The 17,412-nt window shown below is 58.6% G+C and carries 15 protein-coding genes and 3 pseudogenes; 8 read left to right on the top strand and 10 right to left on the bottom strand.

The window, feature by feature from the left end:
* Positions 1-15 precede the first annotated feature (15 nt).
* Positions 16-1,704: a C4-dicarboxylic acid transporter DauA gene (dauA, locus tag MMS95_RS10565; RefSeq protein WP_015377577.1), complete on the top strand. Its 1,689-nt coding sequence runs from the start codon at positions 16-18 to the stop codon at positions 1,702-1,704.
* A 46-nt stretch (positions 1,705-1,750) separates the two neighbouring features.
* Here the strand turns inward: dauA and kdsA are convergent, their stop codons facing one another.
* The 6 genes from kdsA to hemA are packed head-to-tail and all read right to left on the bottom strand — an operon-like array spanning position 1,751 to position 7,124.
* Positions 1,751-2,605: a 3-deoxy-8-phosphooctulonate synthase gene (gene kdsA, locus MMS95_RS10560; RefSeq protein WP_004941087.1), complete on the bottom strand. Its 855-nt coding sequence runs from the start codon at positions 2,603-2,605 to the stop codon at positions 1,751-1,753.
* Positions 2,606-2,663: 58 nt separating this feature from the next.
* The gene (gene sirB1, locus MMS95_RS10555) at positions 2,664-3,473 is read right to left on the bottom strand and encodes an invasion regulator SirB1 (protein WP_015377575.1); all 810 of its coding nucleotides are present in this window, start codon (positions 3,471-3,473) and stop codon (positions 2,664-2,666) included.
* Positions 3,470-3,871: a SirB2 family protein gene (locus tag MMS95_RS10550; protein ID WP_172575150.1), complete on the bottom strand. Its 402-nt coding sequence runs from the start codon at positions 3,869-3,871 to the stop codon at positions 3,470-3,472. Before MMS95_RS10550 ends, sirB1 begins: the two co-directional genes overlap by 4 nt.
* Before the next feature lie 40 nt (positions 3,872-3,911).
* Entirely contained in the window at positions 3,912-4,745 is an 834-nt protein-coding gene (prmC, locus tag MMS95_RS10545) for a peptide chain release factor N(5)-glutamine methyltransferase (RefSeq protein ID WP_049188211.1), read from the bottom strand.
* On the bottom strand, positions 4,745-5,830 hold the full coding sequence (gene prfA, locus MMS95_RS10540; RefSeq protein ID WP_015377573.1) for a peptide chain release factor 1: 1,086 nt from the start codon (positions 5,828-5,830) through the stop codon (positions 4,745-4,747). The genes prmC and prfA overlap by 1 nt, the downstream gene beginning before the upstream one ends.
* A 31-nt stretch (positions 5,831-5,861) precedes the next feature.
* Complete coding sequence (gene hemA / locus MMS95_RS10535; RefSeq protein ID WP_019454778.1) at positions 5,862-7,124, bottom strand: glutamyl-tRNA reductase; 1,263 nt, start codon at positions 7,122-7,124, stop codon at positions 5,862-5,864.
* Positions 7,125-7,591: 467 nt separating this feature from the next.
* Between hemA and lolB the strand changes: the two genes are divergently transcribed.
* The 3 genes from lolB to prs all read left to right on the top strand — a co-directional run bounded on the left by lolB (position 7,592) and on the right by prs (position 10,200).
* Positions 7,592-8,215, top strand: coding sequence for a lipoprotein insertase outer membrane protein LolB (gene lolB, locus MMS95_RS10530; protein WP_004941069.1), 624 nt, complete (start codon positions 7,592-7,594; stop codon positions 8,213-8,215).
* Complete coding sequence (gene ispE / locus MMS95_RS10525) at positions 8,212-9,078, top strand: 4-(cytidine 5'-diphospho)-2-C-methyl-D-erythritol kinase (protein WP_048322990.1); 867 nt, start codon at positions 8,212-8,214, stop codon at positions 9,076-9,078. Before lolB ends, ispE begins: the two co-directional genes overlap by 4 nt.
* Before the next feature lie 174 nt (positions 9,079-9,252).
* Complete coding sequence (gene prs / locus MMS95_RS10520; RefSeq protein WP_004941061.1) at positions 9,253-10,200, top strand: ribose-phosphate diphosphokinase; 948 nt, start codon at positions 9,253-9,255, stop codon at positions 10,198-10,200.
* A gap of 184 nt (positions 10,201-10,384) precedes the next feature.
* Here the strand turns inward: prs and ychH are convergent, their stop codons facing one another.
* Positions 10,385-10,663, bottom strand: coding sequence for a stress-induced protein YchH (gene ychH, locus MMS95_RS10515; protein ID WP_004941056.1), 279 nt, complete (start codon positions 10,661-10,663; stop codon positions 10,385-10,387).
* 301 nt (positions 10,664-10,964) lie between these two features.
* Here ychH and pth point away from each other — a divergent pair, with 301 nt between their 5' ends.
* The gene (gene pth, locus MMS95_RS10510) at positions 10,965-11,555 is read left to right on the top strand and encodes an aminoacyl-tRNA hydrolase (protein ID WP_021504829.1); all 591 of its coding nucleotides are present in this window, start codon (positions 10,965-10,967) and stop codon (positions 11,553-11,555) included.
* A gap of 37 nt (positions 11,556-11,592) precedes the next feature.
* On the opposite strand, the gene MMS95_RS10505 is transcribed toward pth, so the two are convergent.
* Complete coding sequence (locus MMS95_RS10505; protein WP_085336328.1) at positions 11,593-13,122, bottom strand: SulP family inorganic anion transporter; 1,530 nt, start codon at positions 13,120-13,122, stop codon at positions 11,593-11,595.
* Positions 13,123-13,456: 334 nt separating this feature from the next.
* Here MMS95_RS10505 and ychF point away from each other — a divergent pair, with 334 nt between their 5' ends.
* From ychF to MMS95_RS24265, 3 genes and pseudogenes are all read left to right on the top strand, one after another.
* Entirely contained in the window at positions 13,457-14,548 is a 1,092-nt protein-coding gene (gene ychF, locus MMS95_RS10500) for a redox-regulated ATPase YchF (RefSeq protein WP_033633304.1), read from the top strand.
* Positions 14,549-14,733: 185 nt separating this feature from the next.
* A pseudogene (locus MMS95_RS10495) lies at positions 14,734-15,751 on the top strand (IS3 family transposase); the annotation flags it as partial.
* Positions 15,743-15,844 (top strand): annotated as a pseudogene (locus tag MMS95_RS24265) (integrase); the annotation flags it as partial. The pseudogenes MMS95_RS10495 and MMS95_RS24265, both read left to right, overlap by 9 nt.
* Before the next feature lie 211 nt (positions 15,845-16,055).
* On the opposite strand, the pseudogene MMS95_RS10490 reads toward MMS95_RS24265, so the two are convergent.
* Both MMS95_RS10490 and MMS95_RS10485 read right to left on the bottom strand, forming a co-directional pair.
* A pseudogene (locus tag MMS95_RS10490) lies at positions 16,056-16,175 on the bottom strand (IS3 family transposase); the annotation flags it as partial.
* Between the two features lie 81 nt (positions 16,176-16,256).
* Positions 16,257-17,405: a PD-(D/E)XK nuclease family protein gene (locus MMS95_RS10485; RefSeq protein ID WP_242141651.1), complete on the bottom strand. Its 1,149-nt coding sequence runs from the start codon at positions 17,403-17,405 to the stop codon at positions 16,257-16,259.
* Positions 17,406-17,412 lie beyond the last annotated feature (7 nt).

Below are 17,412 nucleotides of genomic sequence, written 5' to 3'. Positions count from 1 at the left end.
TGGTACGCACCGTAGATGAAAACGCATGAAATAAACAAAATTCGCCCCTTCAGCGCGCTGATAGACGCCTGCTGGCGGGAACCTTATAACCTGGCGCGGTTGCTGAAAGACGCTATCGCCGGGGTGACGGTCGGTATTATCGCCATTCCGCTGGCGATGGCGTTGGCGATCGCCAGCGGCGTGCCGCCGCAGTATGGTCTGTATACCGCCGCCATCGCCGGCATCGTCATCGCCGTCAGCGGCGGTTCGCGCTACAGCGTCTCCGGCCCCACCGCCGCCTTCGTGGTGATCCTCTATCCGGTCTCGCAGCAGTTCGGCCTGGCCGGCCTGCTGGTCGCCACGCTGATCTCCGGGGTATTTCTGCTGCTGATGGGGCTCGCGCGCTTTGGCAGGCTGATCGAGTACATTCCGCTGCCGGTGACGCTCGGCTTTACCTCCGGCATCGCCATCACCATCGCCACCATGCAGATCAAGGACTTCTTCGGCCTGCAGCTGACGCACACGCCGGAAAATTACGTCGGCAAGCTGTATGCCCTGCTGCAGGCGCTGCCGACGCTGGATATCGGCGATACCCTGATCGGCGCCGTGACGCTGCTGATTTTGATCTTCTGGCCCAAACTCGGCCTGCGGGTGCCCGGGCACCTGCCGGCGCTGCTGGCGGGCACCGCGTTGATGGGGCTGCTGACGCTGTTTGACCACCCGGTGGCGACCATCGGCTCCCGCTTCAGCTACCTGCTGGCCGATGGCAGCAGCGGCCAGGGCATTCCGCCGATCCTGCCGCAGCTGTTGCTGCCCTGGGATCTGCCGGGCGGCGGCGGGCAACCGTTCACTCTGAGTTGGCAAACCGTTTCCGCCCTGTTGCCGGCGGCGTTTTCGATGGCGATGCTCGGGGCGATCGAATCGCTGCTGTGCGCGGTGGTGCTCGACGGCATGACCGGCAAGAAGCATAACTCGAACAGCGAATTAATCGGCCAGGGTGCGGGCAACATCATCGCGCCGTTCTTCGGCGGCATCACCGCGACCGCTGCGATTGCCCGATCGGCCGCCAACGTGCGCGCCGGCGCCACCTCGCCGGTTTCCGCCATCATCCACGCGCTGCTGGTGCTGTTGGCGCTGCTGGTTCTGGCGCCGTGGCTCTCTTATCTGCCGCTGGCGGCGATGGCGGCGCTGCTGTTGATGGTCGCCTGGAACATGAGCGAGGCGCACAAAGTGATTTACCTGCTGCGCCGGGCGCCGAAGGACGACATTCTGGTGCTGCTGCTGTGCATGTCGCTGACGGTGCTGTTCGACATGGTGATCGCCATTACCGTGGGCATCGTGTTGGCGTCGCTGCTGTTTATGCGTCGCATCGCCCGCATGACGCGGCTGAGCGAGCTGAGCGCCGACGATGGCCGCCTGGTGCTGCGAGTGAATGGCCCGCTGTTCTTCGCCGCCGCCGAGCGCATCTTTAGCGAACTGCTGGCGCGCAGCGAGGATTACCGGACGATCGTGCTGCAGTGGGATGCGGTGCCGGTGCTCGACGCCGGCGGCCTGAGCGCCCTGCGGCGCTTTATCGACGCGCTGCCGGCGGATAAAAAGCTGGTGATCACCGACGTGCCGTTCCAGCCGCTGAAAACCCTGGCGCGCGCGCGGGTGCAGCCGATCGAGGGCCGCTTGCAGTTCTACCCGACGCTGCCGGAAGCGCTGGCGGCCACCGGCGCCTAAACGTAAAAAAGCCCGACGCGTCGGGCTTTTTTTTGGCGATGAGCGCTTAGTTGCTGGTATCCAGCTCCGGGAAGCTCTTCACCAGGTCGTCGATGGCTTTCATCTGCGCCAGGAACGGTTCCAGCTTGTCCAACGGCAGCGCAGACGGCCCGTCGCACTTGGCGTTGTTCGGATCCGGGTGCGCCTCGAGGAACAGCCCTGCCAGGCCAACCGCCATGCCGGCACGCGCCAGCTCGGCCACCTGAGCGCGACGGCCGCCGGACGCGGCGCCGAACGGATCGCGGGTCTGCAGCGCGTGGGTCACATCGAAGATCACCGGATGGCCGCCGGTCACGTTCTTCATCACGTTGATGCCCAGCATGTCGACCACCAGGTTGTCATAGCCAAAGTTGCTGCCGCGATCGCACAGGATCACCTGGTCGTTGCCGCCCTCTTTGAACTTGTCGACGATATTGCCCATCTGCCCCGGGCTGACGAACTGCGGCTTCTTGACGTTGATCACCGCGCCGGTTTTCGCCATCGCTTCCACCAGATCGGTCTGACGCGCCAGGAAGGCCGGCAGCTGGATCACGTCAACCACTTCGGAAACCGGCTGCGCCTGCGCCGCTTCGTGAACGTCGGTGATGATTTTCACGCCGAAGGTTTTCTTCAGCTCTTCGAAGATCTTCATCCCTTCTTCCAGGCCCGGACCGCGGTACGAGTGGATGGAAGAACGGTTGGCTTTGTCGAAAGAGGCTTTGAAAACGTAAGGGATGCCCAGTTTTTGCGTCACGGTGACGTAGTGCTCGCAGATGCTCATCGCCAGATCGCGCGATTCCAGCACGTTCATACCGCCAAACAGCACAAACGGCAGGTCGTTTGCTACGTCGATGTCGCCAATGCTAACCACTTTCTGTTTCATGCTTTCGCCTTTGTTAAGGTTGTAACCGTCGCCTTGCAAACTGCACGGAGTCATTAAATTAATGCAGCGTCACCTGTTTCGGCTCAATCGAATGGATCTGCACTTTGATCACTTCGCTGACCGGGTCTTCAGGGCACTGCTCGACAAAATAGTTGAGATCGGAAATCGCGATATGGTTGCACTCCAGCTGGGCGTAAATCAGCCCGCGGTCGCGGATCTCGTACGGATCTTCCGGATCGAAGCACAACACCGTTTCACTGGTGCGCAGCGCCATTTCCAGCTGCTTTTCTTCCATCAGAGCGGCCTTCAGCGTATCCAGCATCTTGCGCACCACCATGATGTTCTCGGATTCGTCGAGATCGTCGTCTTCCAGCTCGGCACCCAAGCCCAGGTTGCCCTTAATCCACACTTCCAGCTGGTGTTCGCTCAGGGTTTCGCCGTTCAGCGGGTTGATCAGCCACAGCTCTTCATCCAGCCAATCGGCGCGCAGGATCAGCTGAGTGGGGAAAATCACCGGCAGCAGCGGCAGATCCAGCGCGTTGGCGATGTGCAGGAAGATGGTGCCGAGCGAAACCGGCGTGCCCTGCCGCCCCTCCAGCACCTTGTCCAGCCAGATGGCGTCCGACAGGCGGTACACGCCGCTGGCGCCGCCGAATCCCCAGGTCTTGTAGAACAGTTCAATGAGCGCATCCAGTTGCTGCTCCTGAGTGATATCGGCCGGCACCACCGCGCGCGCTTCGTCCACCAGTTGTTGCAGCTTGCGCTCCACGTCGGCAGCCGGGAAATCGCGCCGCACCGACTGCGACACCAGGATCACCCCTTCGCTCAGCGGCGAGGTGTTAAATTCAAAATCAGCAATGCTACTCATAGGTATCCCATCAGAAACGGTATTTTCGTCGTGGCAAGTTTAATTATCAGGTACAGGCAGCCCAACGCCAGCACGAACGCCACGGTTCGCAGCCGCTGATTTTTGGTCTTCTTGCCCAATGCGACGTAGCCAAGCAGGATATAGATAATAACGCCAAACAGCTTCTCGGTCAGCCATGAGTCCATACCCAGCAGCGGATAAAACCCGAACGTCACCACCAGCGCGATGCCGCTGACGAACAGCAGCGTGTCATTCAGGTGCGGCGCTATCTTGACCCAGCGGCGGCCCATGATCGGCGAACGGCGCCACTGCCAAAAGAAACGCAGCACAAACAAGGTAATACTGATGGCGACCGTCAGCAAATGGAAATGTTTCAACGCGGTGTATGCAGTCATGATGCTCCCTTAAATGGCCCGGGCGTCGTTATTATGAGGGCGCTTATCCCGGCCATTGGCCGAGCGTCACGCGGTCGTTGTCGCCGTAATCACGGTGGGTGGCGACAGCGGAAAATCCGGCGGCCTGCAGCAACGCGCGCACGCTCTCACCCTGCTGCCAGCCATGTTCCAACAGCAGCCAGCCCTGCGGCTGCAGATAGTGCGGCGCCTGGCGCACGATGGCGGCCAGATCCGCCAAGCCATGCTCGGCGGCGACCAGCGCACTGCCCGGCTCGAAGCGCACGTCGCCCTGTGACAAATGCGGATCGGCGGCGTCGATATAGGGCGGATTGCTGGCGATCAGCGCGAAACGTTGCCCCGCGACGGGCGCAAACCAGCTGCCCTGTAAAAATCGGACGTTGTCGATCTTCAGCTTGTGCGCATTGTGCTGCGCCAGCGCAACCGCCTCCGGCTGCACATCGACGCCGATAGCCGAACAATCCGGGCGCTCGCTGGCCAGCGCCAGCGCAATGGCGCCGGTGCCGGTGCCGAGATCGAGGAAGTGGCAGGGTTGCGGCGGCAGGCGCGCCAGCGCCAGTTCCACCAGGCATTCGGTATCCGGGCGCGGGATCAGCGTCGCGGGCGAGACCGACAGCGGCAGCGACCAAAACTCGCGCTCGCCCACCAGATAGGCCACCGGCTCACCGCGTTCGCGGCGCGCCAGCAGCGTCTCCAGCTGCTGTTGCTGCGGCGGCGTCAGCAGGGTTTCCCCGAACGCCATCAGGAAGGTTCTGGCCTTGCCGGTCACGAAACCCAACAGGATTTCCGCGTCACGCCGGGCGCTGTCGCTGTGGGTCAAACGCGCGGCGGCGGCTTTCAGCCAGTGTTGATAATCCATCACTCTTGCTCGGCGGACAGCGCAGCCAGCTGATCGGCCTGATACTCCTGCACGATCGGCTGGATCAGCATGTCCAGTTTGCCTTCCATCACTTCATCCAGACGGTAGAGCGTCAGGTTGATGCGGTGGTCGGTCACCCGCCCCTGCGGGAAGTTGTAGGTGCGGTTGCGATCGGAACGATCGCCGCTGCCCAGCAGGTTGCGGCGAGTGGACGCCTCGGCTTGCTGGCGCTTGGCCATCTCGGCGGCGCGAATGCGCGCGCCCAGCACCGACATCGCCTTGGCTTTGTTTTTGTGCTGTGAACGTTCGTCCTGGCACTCCACCACGATGCCGGTCGGCAGGTGGGTAATGCGGATCGCCGAATCGGTGGTGTTAACGTGCTGGCCGCCGGCGCCGGAGGAACGGAAGGTGTCGATTTTCAGATCGCCCGGGTTGATGTCCGGCAGCTCGGCTTCCGGCACTTCCGGCATCACCGCCACGGTGCAGGCGGAGGTGTGGATGCGCCCCTGGGATTCGGTTTCCGGCACGCGCTGCACGCGGTGGCCGCCGGATTCAAACTTCAGCTGGCCGTACACGCCGTCGCCGGAAACTTTGGCGATCACTTCTTTGAAGCCGCCGTGCTCGCCTTCGTTGGCGCTCATCACCTCGACGCGCCACCGGCGGCCTTCGGCGTAACGGCTGTACATGCGGAACAGATCGCCGGCGAAGATCGCCGCCTCATCGCCGCCGGTGCCGGCGCGCACTTCGAGGAAACAGCTGCGCTCATCATCCGGATCTTTCGGCAGCAGCAACACCTGCAGCTGCTGTTCCAGCGCTTCGCTGCTCGCCCGCGCCTGTTTCAGCTCTTCCTGCGCCATCTCGCGCATTTCCGGATCGTCCAGCATCATTTCCGCCGTCTCCAGATCCTCCTGCACCTGACGCCATTCCAGGAAGCAGCGGCTGACGTCGGTCAGCTGCGCGTATTCTCGCGACAGCGCGCGGAACCGGTCTTGGTCGGCGATAACGCCGGCATCGCCGAGCAGCGCCTGCACTTCTTCATGGCGCTCTTGTAACGCTTCCAGTTTGGCAACAATAGAAGGCTTCATGCGTGGTAATAAACCCTGTTAATAGAGAAAACTAATGCTGATCCAGCCCGAGGCTGTCGCGTAATAACTGCAACCGCTCCACGTCACCGTCGCCGGCGGCCTGCTGGAGGGATTTGGTAGGGGCATGAATAAGACGGTTGGTCAGTTTATGGGCCAGCTCGTGAATAACCTGCTCCACGTTGGCGCCCTGCGCGATGGCGGCCAGCGCTTTGGCCTCCATCTCTGCGCGGATCTGGTCGGCCTGCGAACGGTAGTCGCGGATGGTTTCCACCGCGCCCTGCGAACGCAGCCAGGCCATAAAGTTGGTGCTTTCCTGCTGCACGATCGATTCCGCCTGCACCGCCGCCGCTTTGCGCTGCGCCAGGTTGCTTTGAATGATGGCGTGCAGATCGTCCACGCTGTACAGATAAGCGTTGGCCAGCTTGCCGACCTCCGGCTCGATATCGCGCGGTACGGCGATATCCACCAGCAGCATCGGCTGGTTGCGGCGCGCTTTCAGCGCCCGCTCCACCATCCCCTTGCCGATGATCGGCAGCGGGCTGGCGGTGGAACTGATGATGATGTCGGCGTCCGCCAGGCGTTCGTCGATTTCCGGCAGGGTGATCACTTCCGCGCCGACTTCGTCCGCCAGCAGCTGCGCGCGCTCGCGGGTGCGGTTGGCGATGATCATGTGCCGCACTTTGTGTTCGCGCAGGTGGCGCGCCACCAGCTCGATGGTTTCACCGGCGCCCACCAGCAAGACGTTGAGATCGGCCAGCGATTCGAAGATCTGCCGCGCCAGCGTACAGGCGGCGAACGCCACGGAGACTGCGCTGGCGCCGATTTCGGTTTCGGTGCGCACGCGCTTGGCGACGGAGAAGGATTTCTGGAACAGACGCTCTAACTCGCCGGACAGCGACTGGCCGCGTTGTGACTCGGCGAAGGCCTTTTTCACCTGGCCGAGGATTTGCGGTTCGCCCAGCACCAGCGAATCCAACCCGCTGGCCACCCGCATCAGATGGCTGACCGCGTCATTGCCTTGATGCCAGTAGAGGCTTTTCTTCACCTCTTCCGGACGCAGATTGTGGTAGGCGCACAGCCAGGCGACCAGCTGCTCGTGCATGTGTTCCTGCTGCTCCACGCTGAGGTACAGCTCGGTGCGGTTGCAGGTGGACAACACGACGCCGCCCTGCACCAACGGTTGTTGGAGCAAGCTGGTCAGCGCCTCATCGATGGACTCTGGCGAGAAGGTCACCCTTTCACGCAGAGAAACCGGAGCGGTTTTGTGATTTATACCTAACGCCAGCAGGGTCATTGCTTCGAGTAATACTTCTGTTGGTACGGGTTCTCGTTGAGCGGCATTCTACTTGATGCGCGGGATCAATAAAAGTAACAACCGCATCTTCCGTTCAATCGCTGTCATAGACGACATCAATTAATGAATAAGTAATAAATACAGCGGGATAAATAGTCAAAGGGTAGGTTGATGGTTTAAATTTTAGCGCAGTTTGCGAAGACGCGCACGCTATTCGGCGCACATAACGTTGGCGTTTGCGCAACTCTGCACCGCTTATCGGGAGCGCCTCCCCCGCCTTCAGGCGATTGTGTTACGCTTAATGGCAACCCCGACGCGCGCGCCGCGTTGGCACTACGCCGATAAACGCGGCAAGATTCAACGCGATGCAGCAAAAAATTGACGCGCCGCCGCCGCCCCGTTAGCGTGAGCGCTGAATCCGGGTTTCGTCGCGCATGCCCGCAAGGACAAAAGGACAAGAAAAAGTTATGCCAATACGCAAAGTTAGTTTGCTCCGTCTGATCCCGCTGGCCAGCCTGGTGCTGGCCGCCTGTACCACCACCAAGCCAACCGGCCCGGCCACCAGCCCGACCTCACCGCAGTGGCGCGCCCATGAGCAGGCGGTGCAGCAGCTTAGCACCTATCAGACCCGCGGCTCCTTCGCCTACTTGTCTGATCAGAAAAAAGTCTATGCCCGCTTCTTCTGGCAGCAGTTTTCGCCGGAGCGCTACCGCCTGCTGCTGACTAACCCGCTGGGCAGCACGGAAATGGATCTCAACGTACAGAAAAACGTGGTTCAGCTGACCGACAACCAGGGCAAACGCTACGTCAGCGACAACCCGGAAGAGATGATCCGCAAGCTGACCGGGATGGCGATCCCGCTGAACAACCTGCGCCAGTGGATGGTCGGCCTGCCGGGCGAAGCCAGCGATTTTGCGCTGGATGACCAATATCGCCTGAGCAAACTGACCTACCAGCAAGGCGGTCAAACCTGGAAAGTGGATTACCAGAGCTACAGCACCGAGGTGCAGCCGACGCTGCCGAACCGTTTGGAGCTGCAGCAGGGCGACCAACGCATCAAGCTGAAAATGGATAACTGGACGCTCAAATGATCCGCCAGTGGCCCTCCCCCGCGAAGCTCAACCTGTTTCTGTACATCACCGGCCGTCGTGAAGACGGCTATCACCTGCTGCAGACGCTGTTCCAGTTTTTGGACTACGGCGACACCCTGACCATTGACCCGCGCCAGGACGATCGCATTAACCTGCTGACGCCGGTCGACGGCGTGCCGGACGAGCAGAACCTGATCGTGCGCGCCGCCCGCCTGCTGCAGCGCTATTGTGATGAACAGGGTCTGCAGACCGCACCGCGCGGCGCCGACATCAGCATCGACAAGCGCCTGCCGATGGGCGGCGGCCTAGGCGGCGGCTCTTCCAACGCCGCCACCGTGCTGGTGGCGCTGAACGAACTGTGGCGCTGCGGCCTTGACGACGACCAACTGGCTGCGTTGGGGCTTAGCCTCGGCGCCGACGTGCCGGTGTTCGTGCGCGGCCACGCCGCCTTCGCCGAAGGCATCGGCGAACGCCTGCTGCCGGCCGAGCCGCCGGAAAAATGGTATCTGGTGGCGCATCCCGGCGTCGGTATCCCGACACCGCTTATCTTCGGCGACCCCGAATTGAAAAGAGACACCCCGGTTCGCTCCTTAAGTGAGCTGTTGCAGGCGCCGTACGCAAATGATTGCGAACCGATCGCAAGAAAACGTTTTCGCGAGGTTGAACAGCTTCTTTCATGGCTGTTAGAATACGCCCCGTCACGCCTGACTGGCACAGGTGCTTGTGTGTTTGCTGAATTCGACACAGAAATCGCCGCCCGTCAGGTGTTAAATCAAGCCCCGGAGTGGTTGTGTGGTTTTGTAGCGCGCGGCGTTAACGTCTCCCCACTACATCGCATTCGTTCCGGGCGGTTTGAGTCGTAGCTCAACGTTTCGCTGCGCAGGGTCATGCACACCTGGCCCTGTTATCCCTGCGCTGCCTGCGATCTCAATTTTAGTTTTACATACCCGTATGTATATTGCGCCGGCGTCGCCGACTGCTCCTTGGCGAGGTCGTATGACAATATCTTCTCTGGACGCAAGCCTGAGGTTCTTCTCGTGCCTGATATGAAGCTTTTTGCTGGTAACGCCACCCCGGAACTAGCACAACGTATTGCCAACCGTTTGTACACCAGCCTTGGTGACGCCGCTGTAGGTCGTTTTAGCGACGGCGAAGTGAGCGTGCAAATCAACGAAAATGTACGCGGCGGTGATATTTTCATCATCCAGTCCACCTGTGCCCCGACCAACGACAACCTGATGGAACTGGTTGTGATGGTCGACGCCCTGCGTCGCGCCTCCGCAGGTCGTATTACCGCCGTTATCCCTTACTTCGGCTATGCCCGCCAGGATCGCCGCGTGCGTTCCGCGCGTGTGCCAATCACCGCCAAGGTGGTTGCCGATTTCCTCTCCAGCGTAGGGGTTGACCGCGTTCTGACGGTGGATCTGCATGCTGAGCAGATTCAAGGCTTCTTCGACGTACCGGTAGACAACGTGTTCGGCAGCCCGATCCTGCTGGAAGACATGCTGCAGCAGAACCTGGAAAACCCGATCGTGGTTTCCCCGGACATCGGCGGCGTCGTGCGCGCCCGCGCCATCGCCAAACTGCTGAACGACACCGACATGGCCATCATCGACAAACGCCGCCCGCGCGCGAACGTTTCTCAGGTGATGCACATCATCGGTGACGTGGCGGGCCGCGACTGCGTGCTGGTCGACGACATGATCGACACCGGCGGCACCTTGTGTAAAGCGGCTGAAGCGTTGAAAGAACGCGGTGCCAAGCGCGTATTCGCCTACGCGACGCACCCGATCTTCTCCGGCAACGCCGTGGACAACATCAAGAACTCGGTGATTGATGAAGTGATCGTCTGCGACACCATTCCGCTGTCGCCGGAAATCAAGGCACTGAAAAACGTTCGCACTCTGACCCTGTCCGGCATGCTGGCTGAAGCTATTCGCCGCATCAGCAACGAAGAGTCGATCTCTGCGATGTTCGAGCATTAATTCGTCGTCTTTCCGGTGCGGCGCCCACTGCGCCGGAAAGATAGCGAGCCCGACAGCAGAAAAGAAAAACCCGTTGGTGCGCGAGCAACAACGGGTTTTCTACTTGTAGTCCGACATGACCTCAAACCTTAATGCACGGCAGATGTTCCCTTGCCCCGCTCTTGCTTCCCTTCTGCTTTTTTAATCAATGCGACGAACGATGTTGATCGTTGCGGCACCGTTTATCAAAGTGTTTTACCCACCAGTAGCGATCCGCCACCTGTTCGCGGCCGCCGATACGCGCGCCCACCAGCCACAACAGCGCGCCGACGAAGATGCTCATGATGGCGCCGTGGGCGAAAAATTGCGGCAGATTGAACTGGGATACTTCAGCAATAATTGAGTATCCGACACCGCCGATCATCACGACCAGCCCCAGTCCCATAAAAAAGTTGCCCACTCTGTCCGCGCTTCTACGTTTCATATGCCACCTCCATGATTGCCATGTGCCAACCGGGATAACGCTGCAACTTGTTAACCCACTTTGATAAGTTAAGTATAGTCCCTGTTGCGGCAAGGGGATTGCGGAGGCGATCACAAATGGTAAAGAATTATTGACACTTCTTAACACAGTGCTGAAAATTAGCGGACAAATTGAATTATTAAGCTAATGAATCATTCATCTTTCTTACCCAGGGTGACGGCAGAGATCGGGTTTTGTCATTCATCGCCCCGACAGGTAGACTAAGGCACTTTCCATTACCCTGATCATAGCGAATCTCCCAGTGAGCAGTATTAAATTGATAGTCGGCCTCGCCAACCCGGGCGCGGAATACGCCCAGACACGCCACAACGCCGGCGCCTGGTACGTCGATCTGCTGGCCCAGCGCCACAATCAGCAGTTAAAAGAAGAGAGCAAGTTCTTCGGCTACACCGCCCGTTTGAACCTGGCGGGCAACGACGTTCGCCTGCTGGTGCCGACCACCTTCATGAACCTGAGCGGCAAAGCGGTGCTGGCGATGGCCAACTTCTACCGCATCGAACCCAGCGAGATCCTGGTGGCGCACGACGAGCTGGATCTGCCGCCCGGCGTGGCCAAAATCAAGCTCGGCGGCGGCAACGGTGGCCACAACGGCCTGAAGGACATCCAGAACAAGTTCGGCAACAACCCGAACTTCTACCGCCTGCGCATCGGCATCGGCCATCCGGGCGACAAGAACAAGGTGGTGGGCTTCGTGCTCGGCAAGCCGCCGGCCAGCGAGCAGAAGATGATTGACGAAGCGATCGATGAGTCGCTGCGCTGCACCGAAATGCTGATGAAAGACGGGCTGGAAAAAACCGTTCAGCGCCTGCACAGCTTCAAGGCGCAGGCCTGAACCTTGCCGCAGCGGGCGCCCTGCCCACTGCCTGCTTTTAGCCGCGCGGGTTGAAGGTTTCCTCGCTCACGCGGCGCTCATCGGCGGTGAAGCCCTCTTCCGCCACGTAATACTGCGGATCGTCCAGCTCATGGCTGCAGAACGGCCCGGCGCGTTTGAGCAGGCGCACGCAGTCAGCGCTCAGGTGGCGCAGACGAATGCTTTTCCCCGCCGCCAGATAACGCGCCGTCAGCTTATCGATAGCCTCCACGCCGCTGGAATCCATCACCCGGGTGCCGGCAAAATCCAGCACCACATTCTGCGCATCGCTCTGCGGATCGAACAGCTCGGCGAAAGCCGCGGCGGAGCCGAAGAACAGCGGGCCATCCAGTTGATACACCGCCACGTCGCCCGTCACCTGCCGCTGGCGCACGCGGATGCGCGCCTGCTGCCAGGCGAACACCAGCGCTGAGATAATCACCCCGCTGATCACCGCCACCGCCAGATCGGTAAAGATGGTGATCAGCGTGACGACGATCATTACCAGCGCGTCGGCTTTCGGCATGCGGCGCAAGCGGCGCAGCGAGCTCCACTCGAAGGTGTTGTAACACACCACCAGCATCACCCCGGCCAGCGCCGCCACCGGCAGCAGGCCGATATAGCGCGACAGGCTGACCACGAACAGAATCAGCAGGATGGCGCCCACCGTGCCGGAGATGCGCCCGCGCCCGCCCGAGGTGAAGTTGATGATCGACTGGCCGATCATCGCGCAGCCGGCGAAGCAGCCGAACAGGCCGCATACCGCGTTACCGGCGCCCTGCGCGATACTCTCGCGATTGCCGTTGCCCTTCTTGCCGCCCATTTCATCCAGCACCGTCATGGTCAGCAGCGATTCAATCAAACCGACCAGGGCGATCACCACCGCGTAGGGCAGCACCACCCGCACCATCTCCAGGGTAAACGGCGCCGTCGGCAGACTAAAGTGCGGCAGCGCGCCGGAAATGTCCGCCAGATCGCCCACCCGCAACGTGTGCAGGTTGAGGCCAATCGCCAACGCCGAGACCACCAGCAGCGCCGCCAGCGAAGACGGAATGGCTTTGGTGAGGCGCGGGAACAGCACCACCACCGCAATCGCCAGCGCCACCAGGCCGTACATCAGCGGCCCCTGCCCGGCGATCATCTTCAGCTGCGCCAGCATGATGACGATCGCCAGGCCGTTGACGAAGCCGTGGATCGCCGGCAGCGGCACCAGACGAATGAACTTGCCCAGCCGGAAGGCGCCGATCAGGATTTGAATCGCCCCGGCAAACAGCGTGGCCCACAGCACGTAACCCATGCCGTACTGCGCCGCCAGGCTCATCAGCACCACCACAATGGAGCCGGCGGCGCCGGAAACCATGCCCGGTTTGCCGCCGAACAGCGCCGTGACCAGGCCGATAATAAACGCGGTATGCAAGCCGACAATTGGCGAAAGACCGGCGACCAGCGAAAAGCCGACCGCCTCGGGGATCATCGAAACCGCCACCACAAAGCCCGCCAGGACTTCATTTTTAACGTCCGCGATCCTGACGTTACTCAGGTTAAACATGCATTATTCACTCATGACAGATGACATCATCTCCCCGCGTAGCGGGTATGGGGAGCCGCAAGGGGCGGCAGAGTGCAGGCGGGCACAGCTCAGGGTGGCGTAGGCAAGAAATACATCCGGCGCGTTTCCTGTCGGTTAATCGGAATGGCCAGTATGGGTAAATGTGATGCAAATCTCAAATAAAAACCGGCCGTCCGCGCTGCGTTCGCCCCGGCCAAGCAAGTCTGATCGAGATAAACGCCCATTACGTGTATAATGGCGGCATTATTTTGCCCTTTATGCAGTTGGTTAAACCTAACCGACTGATAGTTAAGATATTTAAGGTGATTACAACATGGGATTCAAATGCGGTATCGTCGGCCTGCCTAACGTAGGCAAATCCACCCTGTTCAACGCGTTGACCAAAGCGGGCATTGAAGCAGCCAACTTCCCGTTCTGCACCATTGAACCGAACACCGGTGTGGTGCCGATGCCCGATCCGCGTCTGGATAAGCTGGCCGAGATCGTCAAACCGCAGCGCATTCTGCCAACCACCATGGAATTCGTCGACATCGCCGGCCTGGTGAAAGGCGCGTCCAAGGGTGAAGGCCTGGGCAACCAGTTCCTGACCAACATCCGCGAAACCGAAGCCATCGGCCACGTGGTGCGCTGCTTCGAGAACGACAACATCATCCACGTCAACAACAAGGTCGATCCGGCCGAAGATATCGACGTCATCAACACCGAGCTGGCGCTGTCTGACCTGGACACCTGCGAGCGCGCCATCCACCGCGTGCAGAAGAAAGCCAAAGGCGGCGACAAAGACGCCAAGGCCGAGCTGGCGGCGCTGGAGAAATGCCTGCCGCACCTGGAAAACGCCGGCATGCTGCGCGCGCTGGATCTGACCGCGGAAGACAAGGCGGCGATCAAATACCTGAGCTTCCTGACGCTGAAGCCGACCATGTACATCGCCAACGTCAACGAAGACGGCTTCGAGAACAACCCGTACCTGGACACCGTGCGTAAAATCGCCGACGCCGAAGGCTCCGTGGTGGTTGCCGTGTGCGCCGCCGTGGAATCCGACATCGCCGAGCTGGAAGACGAAGAGCGCGACGAGTTCATGGCCGAGCTGGGCCTGGAAGAGCCGGGCCTGAACCGCGTGATCCGCGCCGGTTACGAGCTGCTGAACCTGCAGACCTACTTCACCGCCGGCGTGAAAGAAGTGCGCGCCTGGACCATCCCGGTCGGCGCCACCGCCCCGCAGGCGGCCGGCAAGATCCACACCGACTTCGAGAAAGGCTTTATCCGCGCCCAAACCATCTCCTATGACGACTTCATCACCTACAAGGGTGAGCAAGGCGCCAAAGAAGCCGGCAAAATGCGTTCCGAAGGTAAAGACTACATCGTCAAAGACGGCGACGTGATGAACTTCTTGTTTAACGTCTAAATAAAATTTATCGTCTCATGAGGTTTTGCTAAATCTCATAAAAATAGAAAAATGCTATAAAATCCACGCAATTGCGTGGATTTTTCATTTCATAATGTCTCAACTTGTAAGCATCCCGAAAAAACGGCCCATTCACTTTTAGAGATCTTCCCACATACTGATTATGTCCCCCTGAGGAGATCGCTATGCGTAAAGCCCGATTCACTGAACACCAGATCATCGCCGTTCTGAAGTCCGTCGAAGCCGGACGTACCGTCAAGGATGTGTGCCGTGAGGCCGCTATTTCGGAAGCCAGCTACTACAACTGGAAGGCGAAATATGGCGGGATGGAAGCGGCCGATATTAAAAAAATCAAAGACCTTGAGGATGAGAATCGACGTTTGAAACAGATGTTTGCTGATCTCAGCCTTGAGTGCCGGGCACTTAAAGACGTCATCGAAAAAAGCTTTAAAACCAGCGATAAAGCGTGAACTTGTCAGCTATCTGACGGCACAATTTGCCATGAGTTTACGTCAGGCCTGCAGGACGTTATCGCTGAGCAGGACAGTGTATTTTTATCAGCCAGATACCCGGCGTGATAAACCGGTGATCCATGCACTGACTGAGCTGGCAGAACGCTATCCGCGCTACGGTTTTAAGAAGTTTTTCCAGCTACTGCGCAGGCAGGGCAATACCTGGAACCATAAACGCGTTCACCGGATTTACTGCCTGCTGAAAATGAATTTTCGTCGCAAGGGAAAACAGCGTTTACCCGCGCGTAACCCGGCGCCACTGGCGACGCCGGAAGCGCTTAACCAGAGCTGGTCCATCGATTTTATGCATGATGCGCTGGTCTGCGGCAGACGCTTCCGGACCTTCAATGTGGTTGATGACTTTAACCGCGAGACCCTCGCAATAGAAATCGATCTAAATATCCCGGCACAGCGGGTGGTCAGGGTGCTGGACAGGAGCGTGGCAAACCGGGGTTATCCACTGAAACTGCGGATGGACAACGGACCAGAACTGGTCTCACTGACGCTGGCACAGTGGGCTGAAGAGCATGGCGTGCAGCTCGAATTTATCAAGCCGGGTAAGCCTACACAAAATGCTTTTATCGAACGGTTTAACCGGACGTACCGGACAGAAATCCTGGATTTTTATCTGTTCAGAACCCTGAATGAAGCGAGGGAAATTATCGAGCACTGGCTGATGGAATACAACAGCTAGCGACCTCATGAATCTCTGAATAACCTGACGCCGGAAGAGTACCGGCTGATGGCTGAAAACCCGGAACTCTCAAAAAGTGCATGGAACTAAAACAGGTATGCTTACAATGGGATTAATTCAGATGGGCACAACAGCCGAAGACATTCATGCTATACATTAGTAATGTTAGAAACTGTGACCAATCAATGACCGCCGGCGTTGTTCCGACGCGCTAACTTAATTGACTCTATATGTGCGCTCCGTGCCATATGCAGACATTAAAAAGAATCGCATGTATTAATCAAAAGGGAGCAGGTCACAGGCTGAGCTTACGGGCAGCGGCAGCGATACCAATACGTTCAGCCAGTTTCAGGGCTTCATAGAGGAATTAGAGTGTGTACTGCTTACGAGCCATTTTGCTGGTCGATGCTGGTTTTGTCATGAGTAATCACCGCTGGCTAAGCGTCAATATATGACGGGTAAGATCATCAAGCGTTGTTTAAGGTAAGCGTTTTCCCTAGGTCTAATTCTCTTCTTCACTCTGCCAGTGAAACTGAAACGCCGATCTTCTTGTATCCTGCATATTGATGACGTAGAGGTTGCGGGGAAAATACTCTGTTGGTGTCTCACTGAAGGTATTTAATCCGTACAATGCAATTTGCTTTCCTGTTATTTCCGTTGGATCTGGGATGGTGCTTGAAGGCACACGAAAGACCTTAACAACTGAATTATCGGGTAGCAGGATCTTCAGCGTAAGAAGATGATCATCACTTTCGGCATCAAGTAATTTTCCACTGATATCGATTCCGCCATGCAGATGGTCAGAAAGAGACGGTTGCATCTGCTTGCGTAGCTTTTCTGTCCAGGCCGGGCACGAGCAACGGCAGGAACAATGGGAGCAGTACGTACCTGGACAAGCCAACTCATATACTGAAAGCGGGATATTCCGTGGCAAAAGTCGATTAATATTTTTGATAATTGTAGTGACCCGTTCAATCAGGTCTGTATTCAGTGTCCCTTCCCAACTATCACGGCTCCCCGTCAGAACTAACCCAATGTTCATATCAGGTGCTCGCTCTTTTACCATTATGCCATAGGCCGCAATCTGTAACAGGTTAGCTTCTTTCGGCTGGTTTTGTTCGTCTGTTATCCTTCCGGTTTTCAAATCAACTACGTTTAACCGATCGGGCCGCTCCTGATATATGAAGTCGGCCCGCCCATGCATATCGAAATCATTGCTGGTCAGCATAACCTCCCGGCCAACGGGTAATGTTTTTTCGTGTGCAGGGCCCCCTTTTACGAAAACAGGCGGCATAAGCGATCTGACGTAGCGGATCTGGGTAACAAGCATTTGGCGTGACACCAGCCCGGCAACGCCGTGACGGTCATATATCCAGTTTGCTACCGGCCCGGCACGTCGATTGGCTGTCAGCTCGATCGAAAAATCATTTTCCAGTTGCCTGAGGGTATAATTCTCAAAAGTGGCCTCCCTGCGTATCACTGAATTGACCCGTTGATGTATTACCTGGCCCAGAATCACTCCCGGGTGCAGCGGTAAACGAGCGTAAGAATGAGCTTCACTTTCCAGTAGGTATTTCGCCGGGCAAACGGCGAAACACCCCAACAGGGAAGGAAGCACCGGACGAGTACGCAATAGCGTCATTTCATTCATTGCATTA

This window comes from Serratia sp. PGPR-27, assembly GCF_022678525.1.
GTDB lineage: Bacteria > Pseudomonadota > Gammaproteobacteria > Enterobacterales > Enterobacteriaceae > Serratia > Serratia nematodiphila.
The sequence above is the reverse complement of the archived record's forward strand: the minus strand, read 5'-3'. Positions and strand labels throughout refer to the sequence as shown.

What these genes read in the sequence shown, in the direction of transcription:
- ychH (WP_004941056.1), bottom strand. Translation starts at nt 10,663, where the DNA reads ATGAAACGTAGAAGCGCGGACAGAGTGGGCAACTTTTTTATGGGACTG.
- MMS95_RS10505 (WP_085336328.1), bottom strand. Translation starts at nt 13,122, where the DNA reads ATGTTTAACCTGAGTAACGTCAGGATCGCGGACGTTAAAAATGAAGTC.
- MMS95_RS10485 (WP_242141651.1), bottom strand. Translation starts at nt 17,405, where the DNA reads ATGAATGAAATGACGCTATTGCGTACTCGTCCGGTGCTTCCTTCCCTG.
- sirB1 (WP_015377575.1), bottom strand. Translation starts at nt 3,473, where the DNA reads ATGAGTAGCATTGCTGATTTTGAATTTAACACCTCGCCGCTGAGCGAA.
- lolB (WP_004941069.1), top strand. Translation starts at nt 7,592, where the DNA reads ATGCCAATACGCAAAGTTAGTTTGCTCCGTCTGATCCCGCTGGCCAGC.
- prmC (WP_049188211.1), bottom strand. Translation starts at nt 4,745, where the DNA reads ATGGATTATCAACACTGGCTGAAAGCCGCCGCCGCGCGTTTGACCCAC.
- prfA (WP_015377573.1), bottom strand. Translation starts at nt 5,830, where the DNA reads ATGAAGCCTTCTATTGTTGCCAAACTGGAAGCGTTACAAGAGCGCCAT.
- hemA (WP_019454778.1), bottom strand. Translation starts at nt 7,124, where the DNA reads ATGACCCTGCTGGCGTTAGGTATAAATCACAAAACCGCTCCGGTTTCT.
- ispE (WP_048322990.1), top strand. Translation starts at nt 8,212, where the DNA reads ATGATCCGCCAGTGGCCCTCCCCCGCGAAGCTCAACCTGTTTCTGTAC.
- dauA (WP_015377577.1), top strand. Translation starts at nt 16, where the DNA reads ATGAAAACGCATGAAATAAACAAAATTCGCCCCTTCAGCGCGCTGATA.
- ychF (WP_033633304.1), top strand. Translation starts at nt 13,457, where the DNA reads ATGGGATTCAAATGCGGTATCGTCGGCCTGCCTAACGTAGGCAAATCC.
- kdsA (WP_004941087.1), bottom strand. Translation starts at nt 2,605, where the DNA reads ATGAAACAGAAAGTGGTTAGCATTGGCGACATCGACGTAGCAAACGAC.